Origin of the sequence: Alishewanella sp. SMS8 (assembly GCF_030737935.1) — a bacterium.
Lineage (GTDB): Bacteria > Pseudomonadota > Gammaproteobacteria > Enterobacterales > Alteromonadaceae > Alishewanella > Alishewanella maricola.
Genome location: NZ_JAPJEA010000001.1, coordinates 1,235,576 through 1,255,802, shown reverse-complemented (window position 1 = coordinate 1,255,802; position 20,227 = coordinate 1,235,576). Strand labels below are relative to the sequence as shown.

Below are 20,227 nucleotides of genomic sequence, written 5' to 3'. Positions count from 1 at the left end.
TCTGAGCATTAAGCCAGACCTCACACTGACGATAATACTGGCATGGCCAGGGCTGCATTGCAGCTTTAACTTAAAATGGTATCTGGATAATGTTTGGAAAATTTTTTGCCAAATTAATTGGTAGCCGTAATGACCGTTTCTTAAAAAAATTAAAAAAACAGGTACAGCAAATCAACGCGCTGGAAGCGGAATACGAAAAGCTGAGTGATGAACAATTAAAAACGAAAACCAGCGAATTTAAACAGCGCGTACAAGACGGCGCGACCTTAGACGACATTCTGCCTGAAGCCTTCGCCACCGTGCGCGAAGCCAGTAAGCGCGTGTTTGACATGCGTCACTTTGATGTGCAACTGGTCGGTGGTATGGTGCTGCATCAAGGTAAAATCTCGGAAATGCGTACCGGTGAAGGTAAAACCTTAACAGCGACTTTGCCTGCTTACCTAAATGCTCTGAGTGGCAAGTCGGTACATGTTATTACCGTTAACGATTATCTGGCAAAACGCGATGCGCAAACTAACGAGCCGCTGTTTACCTTCTTAGGCTTAACTGTGGGTGTTAACGTGCCCGGCATGGCACACCCAGAAAAGCAAAAAGCCTATGCTGCCGATATCACTTACGGCACCAATAATGAATTCGGTTTCGACTATCTACGTGACAACATGGCGTTCTCGCCACAAGAACGTGTACAGCGCGATCTGGCTTTTGCCATCATCGATGAGGTGGATTCAATCCTGATCGATGAAGCGCGGACACCACTGATTATCTCCGGTCCCGCCGAAGACAGCTCTGAGCTGTATAAAAAGATTAACGTGCTAGTGCCCGAGTTAGTGCGCCAAGAAAAAGAAGACGAAGAAGATAAACACGGTGATGGCCACTTTACTGTGGATGAAAAAGCGCGCCAGGTGTACTTAACGGAAGCGGGTCAAATTCAAGTCGAAAACATGTTGCGAGAGCGCGGCATGATTGGCGAACATGACACCTTATTCTCTGCTGCAAATATTACGCTACTGCACCATGTATATGCTGCTTTACGTGCGCACCAGTTGTTTAAACGCGATGTTGATTACGTTGTAAAAGATGGCGATATCGTTATTGTCGATGAGCACACGGGCCGGACAATGGAAGGCCGCCGTTGGTCTGAAGGCTTACACCAAGCGGTAGAAGCTAAAGAAGGCGTGCGCATTCAAAACGAAAACCAAACGCTGGCCTCTATTACTTTCCAAAATTATTTCCGCTTATATGACAAATTAGGCGGTATGACCGGTACTGCTGATACCGAAGCGTTTGAGTTTCAACAAATCTATGGTTTAGAAACCATAGTGGTACCGACCAACAAGCCGATGGTACGCCAGGATCTGGCCGATTTAGTGTATTTAACGGCTGAAGATAAATACAACGCCATTATCGAAGATGTGAAAACCGCTCGCGATACTGGCCGCCCTGTGTTGGTAGGTACGGCGTCAATTGAAAGCTCAGAATACTTATCAACGTTACTGAACAAAGCCAAAATTACCCACCAGGTATTAAACGCTAAGTTTCACGCTAACGAAGCACAAATTATTGCTGATGCCGGTCGCCCAGGCACGGTCACTATCGCCACTAACATGGCGGGTCGTGGTACCGATATCGTATTAGGCGGCAGTTGGCAAAGTGAATTACAAGCCTTAGGTGCCGATGCGGATGCCGAAGTGGTTGCGGCAGCGAAAGCTGAATGGCAGAAACGTCATGATGCCGTGATTGCAGCCGGTGGTTTGCATATCATTGGTACTGAGCGTCACGAATCGCGTCGTATTGATAACCAGTTACGTGGTCGTGCCGGTCGTCAAGGTGACCCAGGTATTTCTCGTTTTTACTTATCGCTAGAAGATGCCTTGATGCGGATTTTCGCCTCAGATCGGATGGCAGCGATGATGCGCCGTATTGGTATGGCGCCAGGTGAAGCTATCGAGCACCCTTGGGTCAGTCGTGCCATTGAAAACGCACAACGTAAAGTGGAAGCGCGTAACTTTGATATTCGTAAGCAGTTACTTGAGTTTGATGACGTAGCCAATGACCAACGTAAAGTGGTGTATGAGCAGCGTAATGACTTGTTAGATGCCGACGATATTAGCGAAACCATTCATGCCATTCGTGATGACGTTGTTAACAGCATGATTAATGACTATATCCCGCCACAGTCTATGGACGAAATGTGGGATATCCCTGGTTTAGAGCAGCGTCTGCAAGCCGACTTTGGCGTGGCATTGCCGATTAGCCAATGGTTAGCAGATGACAAAAAGCTGTTTGAAGAGAAGCTACGTGAGCGTATTCAAGCAGAAGTGAGCGCGTCTTACAATTCAAAAGAACAGATGGTTGGCCCACAAGTGCTACGTCAGTTCGAAAAAGCCATTATGTTACAAAGCTTAGATACACACTGGAAAGAGCATTTGGCGGCGATGGATCACTTGCGTCAAGCGATCAACCTACGTGGTTATGCGCAGAAGAATCCGAAGCAAGAATATAAGCGCGAATCTTTTGAGTTATTCACCAACATGTTGGAAGCACTGAAACTGGATGTGATTGGTATTCTTAGTCGCGTGCAAGTGAAAGCGGCAGAAGATGTTGAAGCAGTTGAAGAGCAACGCCGTCAAGCTGACAACGTACCGCATAACTATCAACATGCGGATGCCGAGTCGTTAGCTAGTGATTTACCAGAAGGTATGCAAAACGCTGCCCCAGTGATACGAGACGGCGCTAAAGTAGGTCGTAATGACGCCTGTCCTTGTGGTTCAGGTAAAAAATACAAGCACTGTCATGGCCAACTTAGCTAAGTCGGTGTTGCATGTGGCTGTTGGCGTGATTGTACGCCAACAGCAGGTGTTGCTTGCCTTGCGCAAAGCATCACAGCATCAAGGGGGTAAATGGGAGTTTCCAGGCGGAAAGCTGGAACAAGGTGAGTTAACAGAGCACGCCCTGGTTCGCGAATTAGCCGAAGAAATTGGTATTACAGTGCAGGCCAGTTCCCCTTTGCTGCAATTGCGTTATCAATATCCAGACCGTGAAGTGTTTTTGGATATTCGTTTGGTTACTGAGTTTAGTGGTGAGCCGCAAGGCTTAGAAGGGCAAGCGGTAAAGTGGTTTGCTATCAGTGAGCTTGATACTATTGCACTGCCCGATGCCAATCAGCCAATTGTTGAGCATCTGCAACAACACTTTCTCTAACACCTAAAACTCAAAACTCAAAACTCAAAACTCAAAACTCAAAACTCAAAACTCAACACGCACAGCTAAGCTACTGCTTCACTGTGCACTGAGTTAAGCGCATTTTGCATTAATCTGTATTTTTAAAAAACTGATTATCCTGCGCCATCATCTCTTGTTCTAATTCGGCTAAATACGCTTCTGATAACGCTGCATCAATCGGCATTTTATCGGGAATACGATGATTTTCTGCGGCCCAATCACCTAAATCGATTAACTTACAGCGCTCGCTACAAAAAGGGCGAAATACCGATTCGGCTTGCCAAATAACCGGCGTTTTACAGGTAGGACATTGAATTGTAGTGGTCATGCAGGGCTCCTCTAACGGCTGCTGCTGCGAGATCTGCGGCAGCAACAATAAACACATGTGGATTGTAACAGATCAGCTCTGTATGCGTTAGGCACAGCCAGAGAACTTATCTGCAGGCCAGATTAAAAAATGACGGCGGCAAGTAAAAGCTTGCGATATTAGTCGTATTAAAACAGCAGACTTGTCAGTGCTAACAGCATGCCAATTGAAAACTTACCGCTTCAGCACACACACTGCGGCCGGCTTGCTCGGTTAATTGCATAAAACGGATGGCATAGCGATAACGATTACCGCTAACCGTAGGAAAAGCGCCACCCGCCTGCCGATATTTAATGCGCAGCAGTTCAAACTGTTCAGCATTTTGCTGGTAAAAACCGTTATCGCTGCTGATCGTTTGAAAATGGCCACGTTCACGCACAAAGCTGAGTACAAATTGAATTGCTTGCTCTGTTTGTTGCAAGGCGTTATGCCATTCTGCGCGCTGCTGTTGTCGTTCTGCCTGTGGTAAGGCTAGCCAGTATTGTAGCTGTGGCATATCAAAGTAACAGCAACCACCGGGTAAGCCAAACCGTTGGCGCAGCGGCGCTAAAAACACATCATCTTTGATCGGGCTACTTAATTTGCCACTGCGTAATAAGTCACTTTGTAAACGCAGCGCTTGTTGCAGCATCACTTGCAGCTTTTTATCAGACACCGATGGATGGCGTGACCATTGCACTAATTGATTTTCACAGCGTTCAATATCTTTGAGTAAATCGGGGCGGATATCATGCCGATCTAACACATCAATCAGTGTAAATAACGCACTAAAATAACTGAGCTGCTGTGCTTCATTTTCAAGATCGGCAAGGCTGTTAAGTTGGGTAAATAAATGCTCAACCCGTAAATAAGTGCGGATTTTTTCATTAAGTGGATGTTCGTAAACTAATTCGGCAGTCGTCACTGCGATTTTTCACCTATTTTTTGGCTCATGGCAAGATACGCTTGATGTAAGCGGCTAATTTGCGGCAACAACTCTGCGGCAGTGCCATTGTTATCGATAACATCATCCGCAGCGGCTAAGCGAGCGGCTCTGTCGATTTGTGCTGCCATAATGGCACGAACCTGGTTTTCACTGTTGTTATCTCGCGTGGTTGTGCGGGCTAACTGCGTTTGTTCGCTCACATCCACCACCAACACCCGAGACACCAATTTATCTAAACCGTTCTCCAGTAATAATGGCGCCACCAATAGTGTATAAGGTGTTGTGCTGGCCGCCAGTTGGCTAAGTAACTCGCTGCGGATCGCTGGGTGGAGTAAGTGTTCTAACCAGCGTTTGGCGGCGCTATCGGCAAAGATGGTCTTGCGTAATGCTGCACGATCCAACTGACCATCTGCTAATAAAATACCCGGGCCAAAGTGTTGCGCGATAGCCGCTAAACAAGTGCTGCCCGGCATAACCACTTCGCGTGCAACAATATCAGCATCAACATAGTGAGCGCCCAGTGCTTTAAAATGTTCTGCTACGGTGCTTTTACCGCTCCCTATGCCGCCAGTCAGGCCAATCAGCAGTGATGTTATTGCAGCAGGCTGCTTCATAGGCCGAGATAACGCAGATAAGCGCCCGTCATTTGCTCACCCCAGAGCATGGCGATCCAGCCGGCGGCAGCGATATAAGGGCCAAAGGGGATAGGGGTCGCTTTATCTTTACCTTGAATACTTAACAAACTGACACCAATCACCGCACCAACTACAGACGACAGTAAAATGATCAGGGGTAATTGCTGCCAGCCCAACAGCGCACCAAAAATAGCCAGTAGTTTAAAATCACCATAGCCCATACCTTCTTTGCCGGTCAGTAACTTAAAGGCCCAGTACACGCTCCAAAGGCTTAAATAACCTGCTGCCGCGCCAAGCAAGGCTTGTTCCGGACTGACCAAGGCAGAGTCGGTAAGACTAAATAGCAACATTAACCACAGTAGCGGTAAAGTCAGCTGATCCGGCAGCAACATTTTATCAATATCAATAAAGCTCAGTGCCACTAAGCCCCAGGTTAAGAATATCAGTACAGCACTGGTCAGAGTCGGGCCATATTGCCAAGCGACCAAGGTAGATAGTACTGCTGTTAACAACTCTACCGCAGGATAACGTGCACTAATGGCGGTTTTACAATGCCGGCAACGGCCTTTTAGCAATAACCAACTGAGCACAGGGATATTATCGTAAGCGGCAATCGGTTGTTGGCACTTCGGGCAAGCTGAACGTGGTACAGCTAAGTTAAAAGGGGTTGCCGCTATATGTTGCTGGTTAGGCTGAAAATATTCTTGAAATTCCGCCTGCCATTCACGCTCCATCATTATCGGCAGCCGATAAATCAGCACATTTAAAAAGCTGCCAATCACTAAGCTAAATAACGCCACTAGGCATAAAAAAAGTCCAGGATAAGTGGTAAAAACGAAACTTAATTCACTCATCCGACTATCTCGCCTAGTTGGAAGATCGGTAAATACATCGCAATAATCAAACCACCGATAACCACACCTAACACCGCCATAATCATCGGCTCTAACAAGGCAGTAAGGCCGTCTACCGCATCATCGACTTCTTGTTCATAAATATTGGCGACCTTTGATAACATACTATCTAAAGCACCCGATTCTTCACCAATGGACACCATTTGAATAACCATTTCCGGGAAGCGATCGGTTTGTTTCATCGATAAATGCATCTGATTACCCGAGGACACTTCATCGCGTATTTCCATTATGGCATTGCGATAAATTTCATTGCCTGAGGCGCCCGCAGCCGATTCTAAAGCCTCAATCAGTGGCACACCGGCTGCAAAGGTTGTGGACAGCGTGCGAGCAAAACGCGCGACTGCCGCTTTGTTCAAAATATTGCCAATCACCGGGGCTTTTAAAATAAATAAATCTGAAGCCGTGCGAAATTGTAGGTTATTTTTATACGTTTTGCTTATAAGGTAACCAGTTAGCAAGATGATGCCTAAAACGACCCACCAATAGCTTTGCATAAACTCAGAAATCCCTAATACAAATAGCGTAAAAGCGGGGAGTTCAGCACCGAAGCTGCCAAAAATTTCGGCAAATTGTGGCACAACAAAAATAAGTAATATTGAAGTGACAATAAGAGCAATCACCAATACTGCAATGGGGTAAAACATGGCTTTTTTGATTTTTGACTTCAGCGCTTCGGCTTTTTCTTTATAAATGGCTATGCGATCAAAAATCCGATCTAAGGCACCCGATTGCTCACCGGATTTCACTAAATCACAATACAGCTCGTCGAAGTATTTTGGGTGTTCGCGCAGCGTTTCTGAAAGCGGTAAACCCGCTTGAATTTTTACTGAAATTTTTTGCATTAAAATACGCAGGCTTTTGTTATCTGAGCCATTGGCAATTAAATCAATGGATTGCACCAAAGGCACACCCGCACCCAGCATAGTGGCGATTTGTCGGGTGACAATAGAGATATCTGCCGCAGTGATTTTCTTTTCATCACCAAATAGCGACTTGGCCTTTTTTTTAACGGAAATCGGTGTTAAACCTTGTTGTCTTAATAGTGCTTTACCTTCAGCAATACTGCCCGCTTTAATTTCCCCCGATTTTTTTTCACCTTTGCGGTTGAGTGCTTTGTAAGTATGGGTATGCAGCTCTTTGATTTTGAAATTATTGTTCTGCGCCATCTGCGATTGTCCTTTTGCGGCTCTTAAAGCGTTGGTCTAGGGCTTGTATTAGCCTTTGGTGACCCGATTGACTTCAGCTAAACTGGTTACACCCGCCGCGGCTTTTAGCAAGCCCGAGCGGCGCAAGTTATTAATGCCATCCCGTTTTGCCTGATTAGCAATATCAATTGAGTTGCCGTTTTGCATAATAATATCTGCCATTTTTGGGCTGATCGGCATTACTTCATAGATACCCACGCGGCCTTTGTAGCCGTTGGTGCAATGCTCACAGCCAACGGGCTTAAAAATGGTAATGTTATGCACTTCATCTTCTTCATAACCTTGGCGCAGTAATTCGGCTTGGGGAATATCTTCTTGCACTTTGCATTTTGGGCAAAGCCGCCGAGCTAGGCGCTGGGCAATAATCAACGAAACCGAACTGGCGACGTTATAAGCCGGTACGCCCATGTTCAGTAACCGTGTCAGTGTTTCCGGAGCTGAGTTGGTGTGTAATGTCGATAACACCAAGTGACCAGTTTGTGCTGCTTTAATCGCGATTTCGGCCGTTTCTAAATCGCGAATTTCACCCACCATCACCACATCAGGATCTTGCCGTAAAAAGGCGCGTAAGGCGGTAGCAAAAGTTAACCCCGCACGGGCATTCACCTGTACTTGGTTGATGCCAGGCAGGTTAATTTCGACGGGGTCTTCCGCGGTAGATATATTGGTTTCTTCGGTATTCAGAATCGCTAAGCCGGTATACAGCGATACGGTTTTACCGCTACCGGTAGGGCCGGTTACTAAGATCATGCCTTGTGGCTGGGCTAAGGCATTTAAATACAGTTGTTTTTGTGCGTCCTCATAACCCAAGATATCGATACCCAGCATGGCGCTGTCTGAGTCGAGGATACGCATTACTATTTTTTCGCCATACAATGTCGGCAGGGTGCTGACCCGAAAATCGATAGATTTTTTTGCGGAGAGTTTCAGTTTAATGCGGCCATCTTGCGGTACACGTTTTTCGGCGATGTCCAGTCGTGACATCACTTTTAAACGGGCACATAGCCGTGTGGACAGTGCGACCGGTGGGCTGGCCACCTCAGTTAAAATGCCATCAATCCGAAAGCGGATCCGAAACATTTTTTCATAGGGCTCAAAGTGTAAATCTGAGGCGCCTTTACGAATAGCATCTAATAAAATTTTGTTGATAAAGGTAATGATCGGCTGATCTTCTTTATCGCTTTGTATGGCAGGCGCATCATCGGTTTCTTCTTCGACCACACCCATGGCCGTCAAATCCCACTCGCCATCACCTGAGCCCAAGCTGGCATAAGCACTTTCAAACAGCCGTTCGATCAGCTTGGCTAATTTGTCGTACTGTACTATGACGATTTCAGCATTTAAGCCAGCATTAAATTCGAAATCTTCAATGGCGGCCATATTAGTCGGATCCACCACCGCCAGATACATGGTACGGCCTTTTTTGGCCAATGGCAGCATATCGCTTTTACGTGTCAGTTTTTCATTGCGTAAGTCTTCGGGAATAGAGCTGACATCAAAAAAATCCAGATCCAGCATGATGTGCTGGCTAATGCTATTCGCCACTTCGGCTAACTTAACTGAATCGAGTAGCTTTTCGGTGATTAATAGTTCAGGCAAAGTACGATACTGTTTACCCTTTTCGGTAATCAGTTTCGTCACTTTATCGCCATCAATAATGCTCTGCTGGATCAATTTCTTGAGCAGGGTGGAATTACTCGTCACCGCCATAGTGGCCGTTTACTCCGGTAGCTTGAAGTTAAACAATTAGTTAAGAGTATGCCAGTATCCTTTAACTATTCAAGATTTACTGTCAATTATCCGGCAGATAGTCTATTCGCATAGTCTGAGCGCAGCATGATATGACACTGCCAGTTCCGTTGATGAAAATACGGCCAAGTAAACCTTACTTGGCAGTGAGTTATCTCAGCAAAATAGCAGCAACATTGCGTTTTCGTTCGGCGGGACTTATCAGACTGTTTTTTAAGCCAGAGAAGCTAAACGCCTTATTGCTGATAGCGGCTGATTAATTCAGCCAAGCTACCATTTTGCTGCAAGGCGCTAATAGCTTGATTAAATTCGGCTAGTTGTGATTCTGAGATACTTTTTTTACTGAGCATAAAGTACACCTCAGATGGCGCCAAGCTTAGTGAGTGTCGCTGTATTTGTTGGCTCAACCCTTTACGGCGAATAATCGCGGCAGCGACAAAGCTATCTTCTAAGGCACCGCTGATCTCTTCATCTTGTAAGCGCGCTAAATTAAGTTCGCTGATCTGGGCGTTAACAAAGGCTTGCGGTTTTTCGCCATACAATTGATTAATTAAGTCGCCATAATAATAACCACTGACCACACCGATAGTATGGCCTGCCTCGATGAACGCTGGAAAATCGGCATAATCCATCTCCATCTCGGTTCTGGTCAGTAACACAAATTGTTCTTGTCGATAGGCATTAGAAAACCAAGCATAACGTTCACGTTCAGCATTCTTTGAGGCGCCGGGTAATACATCGAGTTCACCGGCTTGTAGCTGGCTTAATAAATGCGCCCAGTCACCCGGCACCAGTTGTAACTCACAATTGAGTTCGCGGGTCAGCGCTTGCAAAATGTCGATATCTAAACCCTGTGGTTGTGCGGCTTGCCCTAAATAATGGTAGGGCTCCCAAGCATCAAAACCCACTTTTAACAGACAAGTGTCGGGGTTCACTGGTTTGGTGGTTACTGCAACTTCTGCTATCGGATTCATAGTCGGGGCGGCTGGCGTATTCGGTTTACAACCTGTGATCAGCAGGCTAGTGAATATCAGCGTAATCGGATAAAGAAACATAGGAACACTGCGCATAGCAAAACTCCTTAGATTAAATTGACTTAATAAGTGTAGGTGTTTTTGCTTGCTTTACCAGTAAGGCTATTTGGTAGGGCTCTATTGCAAAAAAATGCAGAAAAGTTAGGTAAAGCAATAGCTAATCAAGGCAAAAATGCACTATGCTGATAATTAAAACCATTTAATCGTTATGGGATTACGTTATTTATGCGTCAACTTATCGAAAAAGCGACTACTCTGCCATCCATTCCAAAAGTGTTACAAGAACTGATTGCTAGTTTTCAGAGTGATAGTGTTAGCAGCGAACACATTGCCAGCATTTTAAGCAATGACCAAGCGTTAACAGCAAAAGTATTGCGTTTGGCCAACTCGGCCAAATATGGCGGTCATCGGAAAATTGGCTCCGTCAAAGATGCGGTGTTAGTACTTGGCATCAGTACCTTGCGTACCCTAGTGTTATCGGTTGGCTTAGCGGGCAGTTTTAAAGCTATTCCAGGTTTCGATTTACCTGCTTACTGGCGCTATTCGTTTCGGATGGCGAACCGGGCAAAGTATTTAGCCAAGCTGATTAAAGCGGATGCCGATATGGCCTACACGTGCGGTTTATTACACGGCGTGGGGGAATATTTAATCCACATCGTTAAACCCGAAATGGCGGTGTTAATTGATCAAGAAGTGGCTGCGGGTAATCGCCGCCGCGAAATTGAGATGAAACATTTAGGTTTTGATTTCACCCAAGCCGGTGCCGAGCTGGCACGGCATTGGCACTTTCCGGAAGAGATTGCTCAAGCTATTCAACATCAATATACACCCGCGAAGAGCGGCACCTTAGACCCTTATGCCTCTTTACTGGTACTAAGCCGCTATTTAATTGAGCATGAGCAGGATATACAAAAAGAACAATTTGAGTTATTCCCAGCAAAATTAGCGCATGCTCTCCATTTGCAATTAGACGACGTTTATAAGCATATTCTAGCCATGCCAGATGTTGATGCTGATATTGAAATGCTAATGGGTTAAGCCATTCGCAAGGGCCTGCTCGTTTGTTAGCGGGTGGGCTTGATACAACATCCTGTTGCCCCAAGCCCGCTTTCACATTACTCAAGTTCATTTTCGGTTATAGTTTATCATTACACTCTTATGCGGATACTCTCTTCAGTCCTCTTGCGAAACACATAAAACTTAATTGTTTAAGATGTGGTTTTTAGTCTCTGCAGTTTGCTGACATTTAGCTGGAAATAAATTGCTTATTTTTTAGCTTTTACTTGAATTATCCTTAGATAAAAGCAAATATACAGAGTTAAGACAAGAAGACAAAGGTAGATCGCCATGCAAAAAACAGCGACATCATTATTAGAAAACTCGAGCCAATTGCGTTTAGAATGTGCAACAATTCTTAAACGTTATAGTTCAACACTTAAAGCCAGTGCGAAAAGTCGTTGGCCCATACTCGAAGCGCGTTTGCAGCAGCTGTTACCACAGTTGCTGCCACTATATCTAGAGCTGTATGGTGAGCGTTACGATTGCCATTACCATTTAGAACAATTACTGAAGGTGTTAGCCAAAGCGCTGGCACAACGGCCGGATTATTTGCTGCAAGAAGATGAAGATCCGCAGCAGTGGCATAAAGCGCCAACGGCGCTGGGTTCTGCTTGTTATGTCGATTTATTTGCGGGCGATTTTAAAGGTCTTGAGCAACGTATTCCTTACCTTCAGCAAACCGGCATCAATTACTTGCATTTGATGCCACTTTTTAAAGCACCCGAGCCAAACAGCGATGGCGGTTATGCGGTATCCGATTATCGCAAAACCATGCCGCATCTCGGCTCAATGCCGCAACTGGCTGGGCTGATGCAAAAATTGCATAGTGCAGGGATTAGGCCGGTACTCGATTTTGTGTTCAATCATACCTCTGATGAGCACCGTTGGGCCGAAAAAGCCAAAGCCGGTGAGCAGCAATTCCAAGATTATTACTTTTTTTTCAATGAGCAAGAACGCGATCAGTATGCGCCCTGGCTACGAGAAATTTTCCCAGAAATTCGTCGTGGTTGCTTTACCTTTGAACCCCATGCCGAGCGCTGGGTCTGGACTACCTTTAACAGCTTCCAGTGGGATTTAAACTACGCTAACCCGGAAGTGTTTAGTGCTATGGCTGAAGAAATGTTGTTTCTGGCCAATCAGGGCGCCGCAGTGTTGCGGCTGGATGCCTTAGCCTTTGTTTGGAAAGAAGCCGGCACATCTTGTGAAAACCTGCCAAAAGCGCATACCTTGATCCGTGCTTTTAATGCGGTGGCCGCCATAGCCGCACCAGCTTTACAATTTAAATCAGAAGCGATAGTGCATCCAGATGAAGTAGTGAAGTACATTGCGCCGCAAGAGTGCCAGTTATCTTATAACCCACTGTTAATGGCCTTGCTATGGAATAGCTTAGCGACCCGTAAAACACGCTTGTTAACCGAGTCATTGCAACGACGTTTTGCGATTGATCCACAGTGCAGTTGGGTGAACTACATTCGCTGCCATGATGATATTGGCTGGACTTTTGATGATAACATCGCCTGGCAGTTAGGCATTAACCCCGAGCATCATCGGCAATTTTTAAATCAGTTCTATACTGGGCAGTTTGCTGGTAGCTTTGCCACGGGCGTTCCTTTTCAGCAAAACCCAGTGACCGGTGATTGTCGAGTGGCTGGCATGCTAGCGTCATTAACGGGCGTCGAGCAGGCTGTGCAAAGTGGTAACGCCACGCATTTACAATTTGCGTTAGCGCGTATTTATCTCTTGAACAGTATTATTCTCAGTATTGGTGGCTTGCCATTACTTTATATGGGCGACGAGCTGGGTTTACTCAATGATTATGCTTATCAGGATGATCCGCACAAACGCGACGATAGCCGCTGGGTCAACCGCGTTGCCGTTAGCGAGCAACAGTTAGCTGAGGCCCATAACCCCGACAGTCTCTCAGGTAAAATCTATGCTCAGCTGCAACAGCTTATTCGCACACGTAGCCGTTTAAAGGTGTTGGGGGCGGGGCAAACCGAGATCCTACAAAGCGGTAATCCGCATTTGTTCGCTTATCGGCGGCAATTAGATCAACAAAGCATGTTATGTGTGGTCAATTTTAGTGAAGAGCCGCAAGTTTTTGTGGGTGCCCCTGGTAGTCAATGGCGCGAAGAGCTAAGCGGTGAGTTGTTGCATGGTCGCAGCTTACATTTGGCGCCTTATCAAGTGCTATGGTTAAGCGCAACGGTGAGTTAAAGGCGGTCATTGATTTACGGCTTAGTCTACTAAGCCGTATTCCTTTCAGCCTTGTATAGAATTAATTTTGATAAAAAAAGCCCCGCAAGCGGGGCAAACTACAGAGAAAATGTTCAGAGCTAGTAGGTAATATTATTCAGTTTGCTACTCAGCATGACGCGGTTTGCTTAACTGATTGTATAAGTCTAATGTGTGGCTTTTTGCAGTTGCTGCTCTGCCGGGTTAAACAAGAAGTTCCACCACAAACCAATACACAACAGCACGGCAAAGCCGGTGGCCAGATAGAAACCATAGCGCACATCACCAAACATATCGCCAACAATGCCCATTAACAAAGGCCCTAAAGCAGCGGCTAAGGCGGTAAAGGCCAAAATTAAGCCTGCGGCAGCGCCGTGCTGATTGCGCGGAAAGCAGCTAATGCCTTTAGAGTTTAAGGTAGGATACATCATCGACATAAAGAGCCCCGACAGCGGCATGAGCCACAGTGCCCAAGCAATACCTTGCCACATACTGACGATAAAACAGGCTGCAATCGCAGTACTAAACCAAGCCAATAAACTCGTCCAACAAAAACGGGTTAACAGCCATTCAGCTAAGAAGCGGCCCAGCGTGCGTAAAATAAAAAATACCGTGATGGCATGTGCTGCCATGGTGGTCCATTGGCCATCATATTGTTGCAGTAAGGTCGGTAGCCAAACAAAGATCGCCACTTCGGTTGCCACATAACAGGCGATTGCTAGCGAAAAGCCCAGCGCGTAGCGATTTTTAACTAAGGCTAAACAATCCCAAATCGAGCTTTGCGCTTGCGTAACATAACCGGGGTAATCCATGCGCCAAGCAATCAGCAGTAGTACTGCGCAAATAAAGCCGGCTAACAAGTAAAGCTGCTCCCAAGCTAGGTTATAACTCAGTAGCAATGCCACCAAAGCGGGGCCAGCAATGGCACCGAGGCCAAAGAAACCTTCTACCCGATTCATTAAACGGGTATGACTTTGCGAATTGTTACTGATATCGCCAATTAGCGCCAAGGCACCGGTTTTAAATAAACCAATACTTAAACCACATAGGCCCAGTAGCAATAAGTAGAAGTTAAAACTTTGACCAAACGCGAAAGCAACACAGGCAAGTGTGTAGATAAACAGGCCAAATAAAATGATTTTCTTGCGACCAATACGGTCGGCCAATTGCCCTAGGAATAACCCAGATAAACCAATAAAGATCATCGGTACATAATGAAAGGCGGCGGCTTGTGTTAGTGTTAGATTAAACTGAGCCACCACTTCTGGAATAATGACGCCAACAGCATCTGTGGTCATAGCGAACACAAAAAACATGAGGCAGGTCATCCATTTAACCTGATTATGGGTGTGGTTATCCACCACTACAGCAGTTTGCGGTTGAGAGTTTTGCATGTTTCTACCTTGTTAAGATCAGCCTAAGGCTAACGTTATTTTTATCAGGTGATCGCTGTAGTGACTACATGTCGTCGCCTGTTTTTAATTAACTTAAAATTACACCTTAAACGATTAAGTTGCAAGGCTTCTGCACGCTATTTAAACAAAATGCTGTTAGATTAACACAAGAGGATGGTCGGTAAGCCAGGCATCTTAGCAGCTGTCGCGTAAACGCAACTCACAATCAAGCAAAACATGTTGTTGCTGTTGGCCGCTCAGTAACAAACGGGCGGCAGTGCGGCCCTTCTCATCACTATGCTGGGCAATCGTGGTCAGCGCAGGGTAGGCACGCTCGGCCTCTTCAATGCCATCAAAACCGACAATGCGCAGATCTTCTGGAATGCGTAAGCCCAATTGGCGGGCGACAGCGATGGCTCCTAAGGCGATGCGATCACTCATACAAAGTAATAACTGCGGCCTGGGATGTTGGGTAAGGGCTTCACGTGCTGCGGTTTCGGCATAATCATGCGTATTAACTGGGATATGCCACACTTGTTCGGCTGGCAAGGCTCGATTTTGCGCTTGCATCGCCGCTAAATAACCATCGAGGCGCCGCCGCGCGATGGATTCTTCTTGCTGATACAACTCGTTCGGTTGCATCCGACAGACACGGTCTGAATCGAGTAAACGTAAGCCCAATACTGCCACCTTGCCGGCTTGTTGGTGCAAGGCATACTCTGCAATGTCATAGGCATAACGGTAATTATCGATATTGACAGAACCCACATCGGGGAGGTTACAGTCTACTGTGATCATCGGCTTACCACTGGCCAATACACGGTCGAGTTGCTCGGGGTTTTTCGAGCGGCCATAAATAATAAAGCCATCTGGCATGGCTTCGGCCGTGCTGTGCACCGCTTTGCTACCAGAGAGCAATAACATATCTTTACCCTGCTGCTGAAGTACTTCGGCAATACCTTTAATCAATTGGCTCGCTACCGGATCGCTAATGGCATAATCGAGCGAGTCGGCGAGTAATATGGCAATCATATCTGAACGGCCGGTGCGTAAGCTGCGCGCCGTGGCATTCGGGCCGTTAAAACCGAGCTTTTCACTTTCGGCCAAGATATGGCGACGCAAATCAGTAGACAGTTGGTCTGGCCGATTAAAGGCATTTGAAACCGTTGCCACGGACACCCCAAGGTGCTTAGCCAGTGATTTCAATGTAATTTTTGCCATGCTGTACTATCCTTAAACTGCTTTTAGACTCGCACTACCGACGCAGATTAGATTTTCTAAAAAGAAAAAGCTGCACGTTAATGCAGCTTTACATATCTCTTTTCACATTGCTAGTTAGAAAAACGCTCAACTCACTTAGAATTGATAACGTATGCCTAACGAAGCGGTGCGACCGTTAATGGTTCTGGCCGTAATAATCCCGTTTGCTGGAACACTGCCTTGTTCAGCTTCAGTAATACCCACAGTATCGAACAGGTTATTTACATTCAGTGAAAGCGTTAAGTTTTGAGCTAACTCATAGTTAGCAAACGCATTAAACTGTGTATAAGCATCAAACTTCAAATCATTGTTATCTTGCGCATAGGCACCGGTCGTTCCGACTACAGTGAAACCGACTTGTGCGTTATCCATCGTATAACGTGCTAATAAGTTATAGATAAAGTCGGCTTGACGACGTGGCGTATTACCTACTACTGCTGGATTAAGTGCATCTTGGCTGATTTCAGCATCCGTCCAAGTCACCGAACCGCGGAAATCGAAATCACCAATCCGATAGCTACTCTCTAACTCAACACCTTTGGCTTCATATACGCGGTCAAAAAACTGTTGAGTTGTGGCTTCAAAGTTTTGTTCATCGGTTTCAGCAAAAAACACGGTGGCGAACAGGTTTAAATTACCATGACGGCTCTTGCTACCAAACTCGTACTGTTTAACTTGATCTACCGCATCTTGTGCTGCTACTGAACCATCAGCATTGACTTTGCCAAACAGTAAACGATCGGCATTAGCACGGCCACCTTTACTGATGCGACCAAACACTGCCCAATCATTACTGTATTGGTAGTTAGCACCAACTGAATAAGAATTGTAACTCCAGTCATAATTTACTAACTGTGGGTTAGCTAAGTCGATACCTGAAACACTTTGTTCAACTTGGCTAATGACGCCATCGCCATTCATATCACGGCTGCTTTGTACAGCACCTGCATAGGTACCTGTCGCATCACCCATATCACGACGAATACTGGCTTCGAATGACCAGTCGCCAAAGCCCCAGCTTGCAGAAGCATAAGGTGCTTTGATGCTGTAATCGGTGTTGTAATTCCGTTGACAACAATTGCCCCAGAATGGCACACCATAGGCTAATAAACCCTTCTCAGAAAACGCTGTGCCATTTGCAGCGGTAACATCAAGTAGTTCTGCGTTATCACCTTTTAAGGCCATAAAATAGGAGTTCCACAGCCAAGACATATCAATAGTCTGATCGGCGATGTAATAGCCTAAAGTCACATCCACTTCACCAATGCTGCGGGAGAGTTTTAAGTCGTTAACCATTGAACCGAAATCGTTGATCTCAACATCAAAGGTATGAATACGCATCGCATTGGCACTGGCATCATAACGCTCGCCAGCCTGAGGTCCTACGGCGTAACGAACAACCGCACCTGGCCCTGCAATACTGTCGGCAATACTTTGGCTATTATCCACTTCGGCTGGGAAGGGTGTAATAAAATTGCCGCTAACACTGCTAATACGGAAACGGTTATCCAGTGTCCAGTTATCATCTAAATCAAAAACGGCTTCTACACCGAAGCTATTAACTTCAGGATTCATGCCGTTACGAATATCACCGCGCGAGATCTGATTGGCACCATTTAAGCGCACGGTTTCGGTTAAATATACCGATTGTAAGGTATCTTGTTGCGAATCGTAGCCCGCTACTGAGCTGCCATCGGCACGCATTGGCATTGGCATATAGCTGGCAACACGGTCATTTAAGTGTTTGGCATAAAGCCGTACATAGCCAGTATCAAATTCTTTAGTGAGATTGGCTTTTATTTGATAACCACGTTCACCTTGGTAACCAGGATCACGAATGCCTTCGCCTTGACGAACAAAACCACCCAAATGGAAGCGGGTATCTGCGTTAATATCGCCACCGTATTCAAAGTCAGTACGGAATTGGTCGTAATTTAAACCGGTTGTCATGGCGATACTGCCGCCATTATCGGCACCGGTTTTACTTAAAAAGTTAATAACACCGCCAGGTGAATTACTGGCAAGCGTACTGGCTGAACCACCACGGATAACTTCTAACCGCGAGAGGGTAGCATCGGCACGCACAAAGATATCGGCGTTACCAAAAGCGATATCACCAAACTGCATTACAGGTAAGCCATCTTCTTGTAAGGTTAAAAATTTAGCACCGCCTGCGGCAACCGGTAAACCACGCACAGCGATGTTAGCGTTACCTTCACCACCGGTTGATTCACTGCGTACACCGGGCAACATACGGAAGATTTCGGCAGTTGATCTTGGCGCACTCGCATCAATATCATCTAGTGTCAAAGCACTCACTGACACACTAGATTGCATTACGGTTTGATTACGTGAGACAGAACCTGTAACGATAATACGTTCAAAGCCCAAACCGGTGGGCTCAGCAGCTTGTTCAGCATTTGCGGTTTCAGTCTCGGTGTTGTCTTGTTGCGCCTGCGCAGCATTAGCAGTTAAGGCTAAGCTAATAGCTAGCGCCAAATAAGAACGGCGATTTGGTGTTGTTTTCATCTGGTGTCTCCCTTGTCGGTCTTGTAAAGATATTATTATCATACGGTGATTCAGACTACTTTTTGACTTTATCTAAATCGTTTCAGATAAGAGGCGAAAAATAGTGTTTGTATAATTTCATTATCAAGTGTGCTTTTGCAGCATTCTTTGATTTATAGTAGCAGACTAGGTTAATTTTGCTTGTTTTAACCAAAAACAGCAAAGTCAGCAAAGCGCTTTTAAACATAAACTTGGTTGTTTCTTCGAGTTGATATGCTACGTTAAAGTTATCTTAAACGTTTTACCTCTAAAATTTGCAGCCGTCAAGAGTGGTTAATAACTAAACAGGTATTTTTTTTGAAAAAATGACATTACCACTGAGGTTCGGCATTGGCAGTGTTGCTTTTGGGTTAACTTAAGAGCGCATCGGTTAGCGTGGTCATTTAGAGGGCATCATTAACCGTAACGCCATCTTATCAACACCAATATCAACGGCTACGTTATAAGGGCGCAGCGTTTTCGGTGGTCGGTATCTGAACCGGAAGGGGTCAAAGTGTAGGTTGTTTTCTGCTTGGGGTGATTGATCTTTGTAAATTGAGCTGTGCATTGATCTGCTGTTTAAAGTGTTCACTACCAAGTACCCACTCCCCCTGACTGGCTAGACGTATTTCCGCCAGCGTTTTATCGGAAAACGGTTGTGCAAAAAGCTCCCGATATCCTTGCTGTCGTTCAACTGTAGTATGGCCTAAACCTAAATAGGCCGGTAATGGCTGCCAAAGTTGCATGGTTTTACCAAGGGCTTGTTGACGTTTGCTGTTTAGATTTTGTTCGCTTGGCGATGTTTTGATCGCGAAACGAGGAGTGTAGTTTAGTTATTCTAAATAAACGACGAGTGAAGCTACCGCGTCCTGCTCTCGCCCCTGACCTACATCCATGTAGGCCACAAAGAGCAAAACATCGCCAGACGAACCCTTTGGGCAGCGTGTGGCTGGCATTTCTACTTCGTTATACGAAATATATCCTATATTTCGCCTTCGGCCAGCAGAGCTGTTCCCGTTTGTTCCATACAAACGGGTCGCTTGTTTATGTAGAATAACTACACGGCACAAGCTCTGCCTTGTATAAATACCAGCCACTCAGCTGCAAAAACAACCAGCAAATGTCAACAAGCCCTAAAGCATTCGCCTGATAGCTTGACCAAGGATAACTTGCGGGATGATCAACCATATTGGCTCTGACCGGATTAAGCTCAATGTAACGGCTAACTGCTAAAGAATAACGATCATTATCAACCAAGGTTGCTTTATATCTCCCTTCCCAGAGTGTGCCGGTTCTTCCATAGCTTTTATTCACGTACCGCACATAATAACGCCCCAAGTCTTGCATCATTAGGCTGAGACTATTTTCTATCTGCGGTGTTGCCAGTATGTGTACGTGATTCGTCATCAGCACAAAGGCATGGACAGCAACCTGATGCTGCTGGGCATAGTGCTGCAGCCTTTCAAGATATACAGAGTAATCTTGCTTGGTAAAAAAACAAACCTGGCGATTGTTTCCCCGTTGAATAATGTGCTGAGCAAAACCGGGTAATGTAAACCGTGGTTGTCGTGGCATTATGGCCTCTCGCGATGAAATAAATTAAATTTTATTTAACATTTTAGTTTTTTCAAGTTGATATTGGGTATTTTTATTAAGCGAAGAGAGGTGTGGGTTGGTT

General features: G+C 45.7%; 15 protein-coding genes and 1 pseudogene. 4 read left to right on the top strand and 12 right to left on the bottom strand.

The genetic code is table 11. The annotated features are described in order from the left end of the window. The first annotated feature begins 89 nt into the window (after positions 1–89). Positions 90–2,810, top strand: coding sequence for a preprotein translocase subunit SecA (gene secA, locus ORJ01_RS05810; protein WP_226752148.1), 2,721 nt, complete (start codon positions 90–92; stop codon positions 2,808–2,810). After that, the gene (mutT, locus tag ORJ01_RS05805; RefSeq protein WP_306177255.1) at positions 2,794–3,201 is read left to right on the top strand and encodes an 8-oxo-dGTP diphosphatase MutT; all 408 of its coding nucleotides are present in this window, start codon (positions 2,794–2,796) and stop codon (positions 3,199–3,201) included. The genes secA and mutT overlap by 17 nt, the downstream gene beginning before the upstream one ends. A 109-nt stretch (positions 3,202–3,310) precedes the next feature. On the opposite strand, the gene yacG is transcribed toward mutT, so the two are convergent. The 7 genes from yacG to ORJ01_RS05770 all read right to left on the bottom strand — a co-directional run bounded on the left by yacG (position 3,311) and on the right by ORJ01_RS05770 (position 10,090). Further along, positions 3,311–3,550 carry a DNA gyrase inhibitor YacG gene (gene yacG / locus ORJ01_RS05800; RefSeq protein WP_306177254.1) on the bottom strand — a complete coding sequence of 80 codons (240 nt, stop codon included), beginning with the start codon at positions 3,548–3,550 and terminating at the stop codon, positions 3,311–3,313. A gap of 190 nt (positions 3,551–3,740) precedes the next feature. Next, positions 3,741–4,493: a cell division protein ZapD gene (gene zapD / locus ORJ01_RS05795; protein ID WP_306177253.1), complete on the bottom strand. Its 753-nt coding sequence runs from the start codon at positions 4,491–4,493 to the stop codon at positions 3,741–3,743. Next, positions 4,490–5,128 (bottom strand): dephospho-CoA kinase, encoded by a 639-nt coding sequence (gene coaE, locus ORJ01_RS05790; protein ID WP_306177252.1) that lies wholly within the window; start codon positions 5,126–5,128, stop codon positions 4,490–4,492. Before coaE ends, zapD begins: the two co-directional genes overlap by 4 nt. Then, positions 5,125–6,003 (bottom strand): A24 family peptidase, encoded by an 879-nt coding sequence (locus tag ORJ01_RS05785; protein ID WP_306177251.1) that lies wholly within the window; start codon positions 6,001–6,003, stop codon positions 5,125–5,127. The genes coaE and ORJ01_RS05785 overlap by 4 nt, the downstream gene beginning before the upstream one ends. Continuing rightward, on the bottom strand, positions 6,000–7,232 hold the full coding sequence (locus tag ORJ01_RS05780; protein WP_306177250.1) for a type II secretion system F family protein: 1,233 nt from the start codon (positions 7,230–7,232) through the stop codon (positions 6,000–6,002). The genes ORJ01_RS05785 and ORJ01_RS05780 overlap by 4 nt, the downstream gene beginning before the upstream one ends. Before the next feature lie 48 nt (positions 7,233–7,280). Then, a complete protein-coding gene (pilB, locus tag ORJ01_RS05775) occupies positions 7,281–8,981 on the bottom strand; it encodes a type IV-A pilus assembly ATPase PilB (protein ID WP_306177249.1) in 1,701 nt (566 codons plus the stop codon). Positions 8,982–9,256: 275 nt separating this feature from the next. Further along, positions 9,257–10,090, bottom strand: coding sequence for an ABC transporter substrate-binding protein (locus ORJ01_RS05770; protein WP_306177248.1), 834 nt, complete (start codon positions 10,088–10,090; stop codon positions 9,257–9,259). A gap of 189 nt (positions 10,091–10,279) precedes the next feature. On the opposite strand from ORJ01_RS05770, the gene ORJ01_RS05765 reads away from it, so the two are divergent. Both ORJ01_RS05765 and ORJ01_RS05760 read left to right on the top strand, forming a co-directional pair. Next, positions 10,280–11,092, top strand: coding sequence for an HDOD domain-containing protein (locus ORJ01_RS05765; RefSeq protein ID WP_306177247.1), 813 nt, complete (start codon positions 10,280–10,282; stop codon positions 11,090–11,092). A 309-nt stretch (positions 11,093–11,401) separates the two neighbouring features. After that, positions 11,402–13,330, top strand: coding sequence for an alpha-amylase family glycosyl hydrolase (locus ORJ01_RS05760; protein WP_306177246.1), 1,929 nt, complete (start codon positions 11,402–11,404; stop codon positions 13,328–13,330). A gap of 185 nt (positions 13,331–13,515) precedes the next feature. Here the strand turns inward: ORJ01_RS05760 and ORJ01_RS05755 are convergent, their stop codons facing one another. The 5 genes and pseudogenes from ORJ01_RS05755 to ORJ01_RS05735 all read right to left on the bottom strand — a co-directional run. After that, complete coding sequence (locus ORJ01_RS05755; protein ID WP_306177245.1) at positions 13,516–14,742, bottom strand: sugar MFS transporter; 1,227 nt, start codon at positions 14,740–14,742, stop codon at positions 13,516–13,518. Positions 14,743–14,937: 195 nt separating this feature from the next. Next, on the bottom strand, positions 14,938–15,963 hold the full coding sequence (locus tag ORJ01_RS05750; RefSeq protein ID WP_306177244.1) for a LacI family DNA-binding transcriptional regulator: 1,026 nt from the start codon (positions 15,961–15,963) through the stop codon (positions 14,938–14,940). Positions 15,964–16,098: 135 nt separating this feature from the next. Continuing rightward, entirely contained in the window at positions 16,099–18,531 is a 2,433-nt protein-coding gene (locus ORJ01_RS05745) for a TonB-dependent receptor domain-containing protein (protein ID WP_306177243.1), read from the bottom strand. A gap of 527 nt (positions 18,532–19,058) precedes the next feature. Next, complete coding sequence (locus tag ORJ01_RS05740) at positions 19,059–19,295, bottom strand: hypothetical protein (RefSeq protein WP_306177242.1); 237 nt, start codon at positions 19,293–19,295, stop codon at positions 19,059–19,061. A 379-nt stretch (positions 19,296–19,674) separates the two neighbouring features. Next, a pseudogene (locus ORJ01_RS05735) lies at positions 19,675–20,124 on the bottom strand (transposase); the annotation flags it as partial. Positions 20,125–20,227 lie beyond the last annotated feature (103 nt).

Coding starts and splice junctions, on each gene's coding strand:
- secA (WP_226752148.1), top strand. CDS start 90: ATGTTTGGAAAATTTTTTGCCAAATTAATTGGTAGCCGTAATGACCGT.
- mutT (WP_306177255.1), top strand. CDS start 2,794: ATGGCCAACTTAGCTAAGTCGGTGTTGCATGTGGCTGTTGGCGTGATT.
- yacG (WP_306177254.1), bottom strand. CDS start 3,550: ATGACCACTACAATTCAATGTCCTACCTGTAAAACGCCGGTTATTTGG.
- coaE (WP_306177252.1), bottom strand. CDS start 5,128: ATGAAGCAGCCTGCTGCAATAACATCACTGCTGATTGGCCTGACTGGC.
- ORJ01_RS05785 (WP_306177251.1), bottom strand. CDS start 6,003: ATGAGTGAATTAAGTTTCGTTTTTACCACTTATCCTGGACTTTTTTTA.
- ORJ01_RS05780 (WP_306177250.1), bottom strand. CDS start 7,232: ATGGCGCAGAACAATAATTTCAAAATCAAAGAGCTGCATACCCATACT.
- pilB (WP_306177249.1), bottom strand. CDS start 8,981: ATGGCGGTGACGAGTAATTCCACCCTGCTCAAGAAATTGATCCAGCAG.
- ORJ01_RS05770 (WP_306177248.1), bottom strand. CDS start 10,090: ATGCGCAGTGTTCCTATGTTTCTTTATCCGATTACGCTGATATTCACT.
- ORJ01_RS05765 (WP_306177247.1), top strand. CDS start 10,280: ATGCGTCAACTTATCGAAAAAGCGACTACTCTGCCATCCATTCCAAAA.
- ORJ01_RS05760 (WP_306177246.1), top strand. CDS start 11,402: ATGCAAAAAACAGCGACATCATTATTAGAAAACTCGAGCCAATTGCGT.
- ORJ01_RS05755 (WP_306177245.1), bottom strand. CDS start 14,742: ATGCAAAACTCTCAACCGCAAACTGCTGTAGTGGTGGATAACCACACC.
- ORJ01_RS05750 (WP_306177244.1), bottom strand. CDS start 15,963: ATGGCAAAAATTACATTGAAATCACTGGCTAAGCACCTTGGGGTGTCC.
- ORJ01_RS05745 (WP_306177243.1), bottom strand. CDS start 18,531: ATGAAAACAACACCAAATCGCCGTTCTTATTTGGCGCTAGCTATTAGC.
- ORJ01_RS05740 (WP_306177242.1), bottom strand. CDS start 19,295: ATGCAACTTTGGCAGCCATTACCGGCCTATTTAGGTTTAGGCCATACT.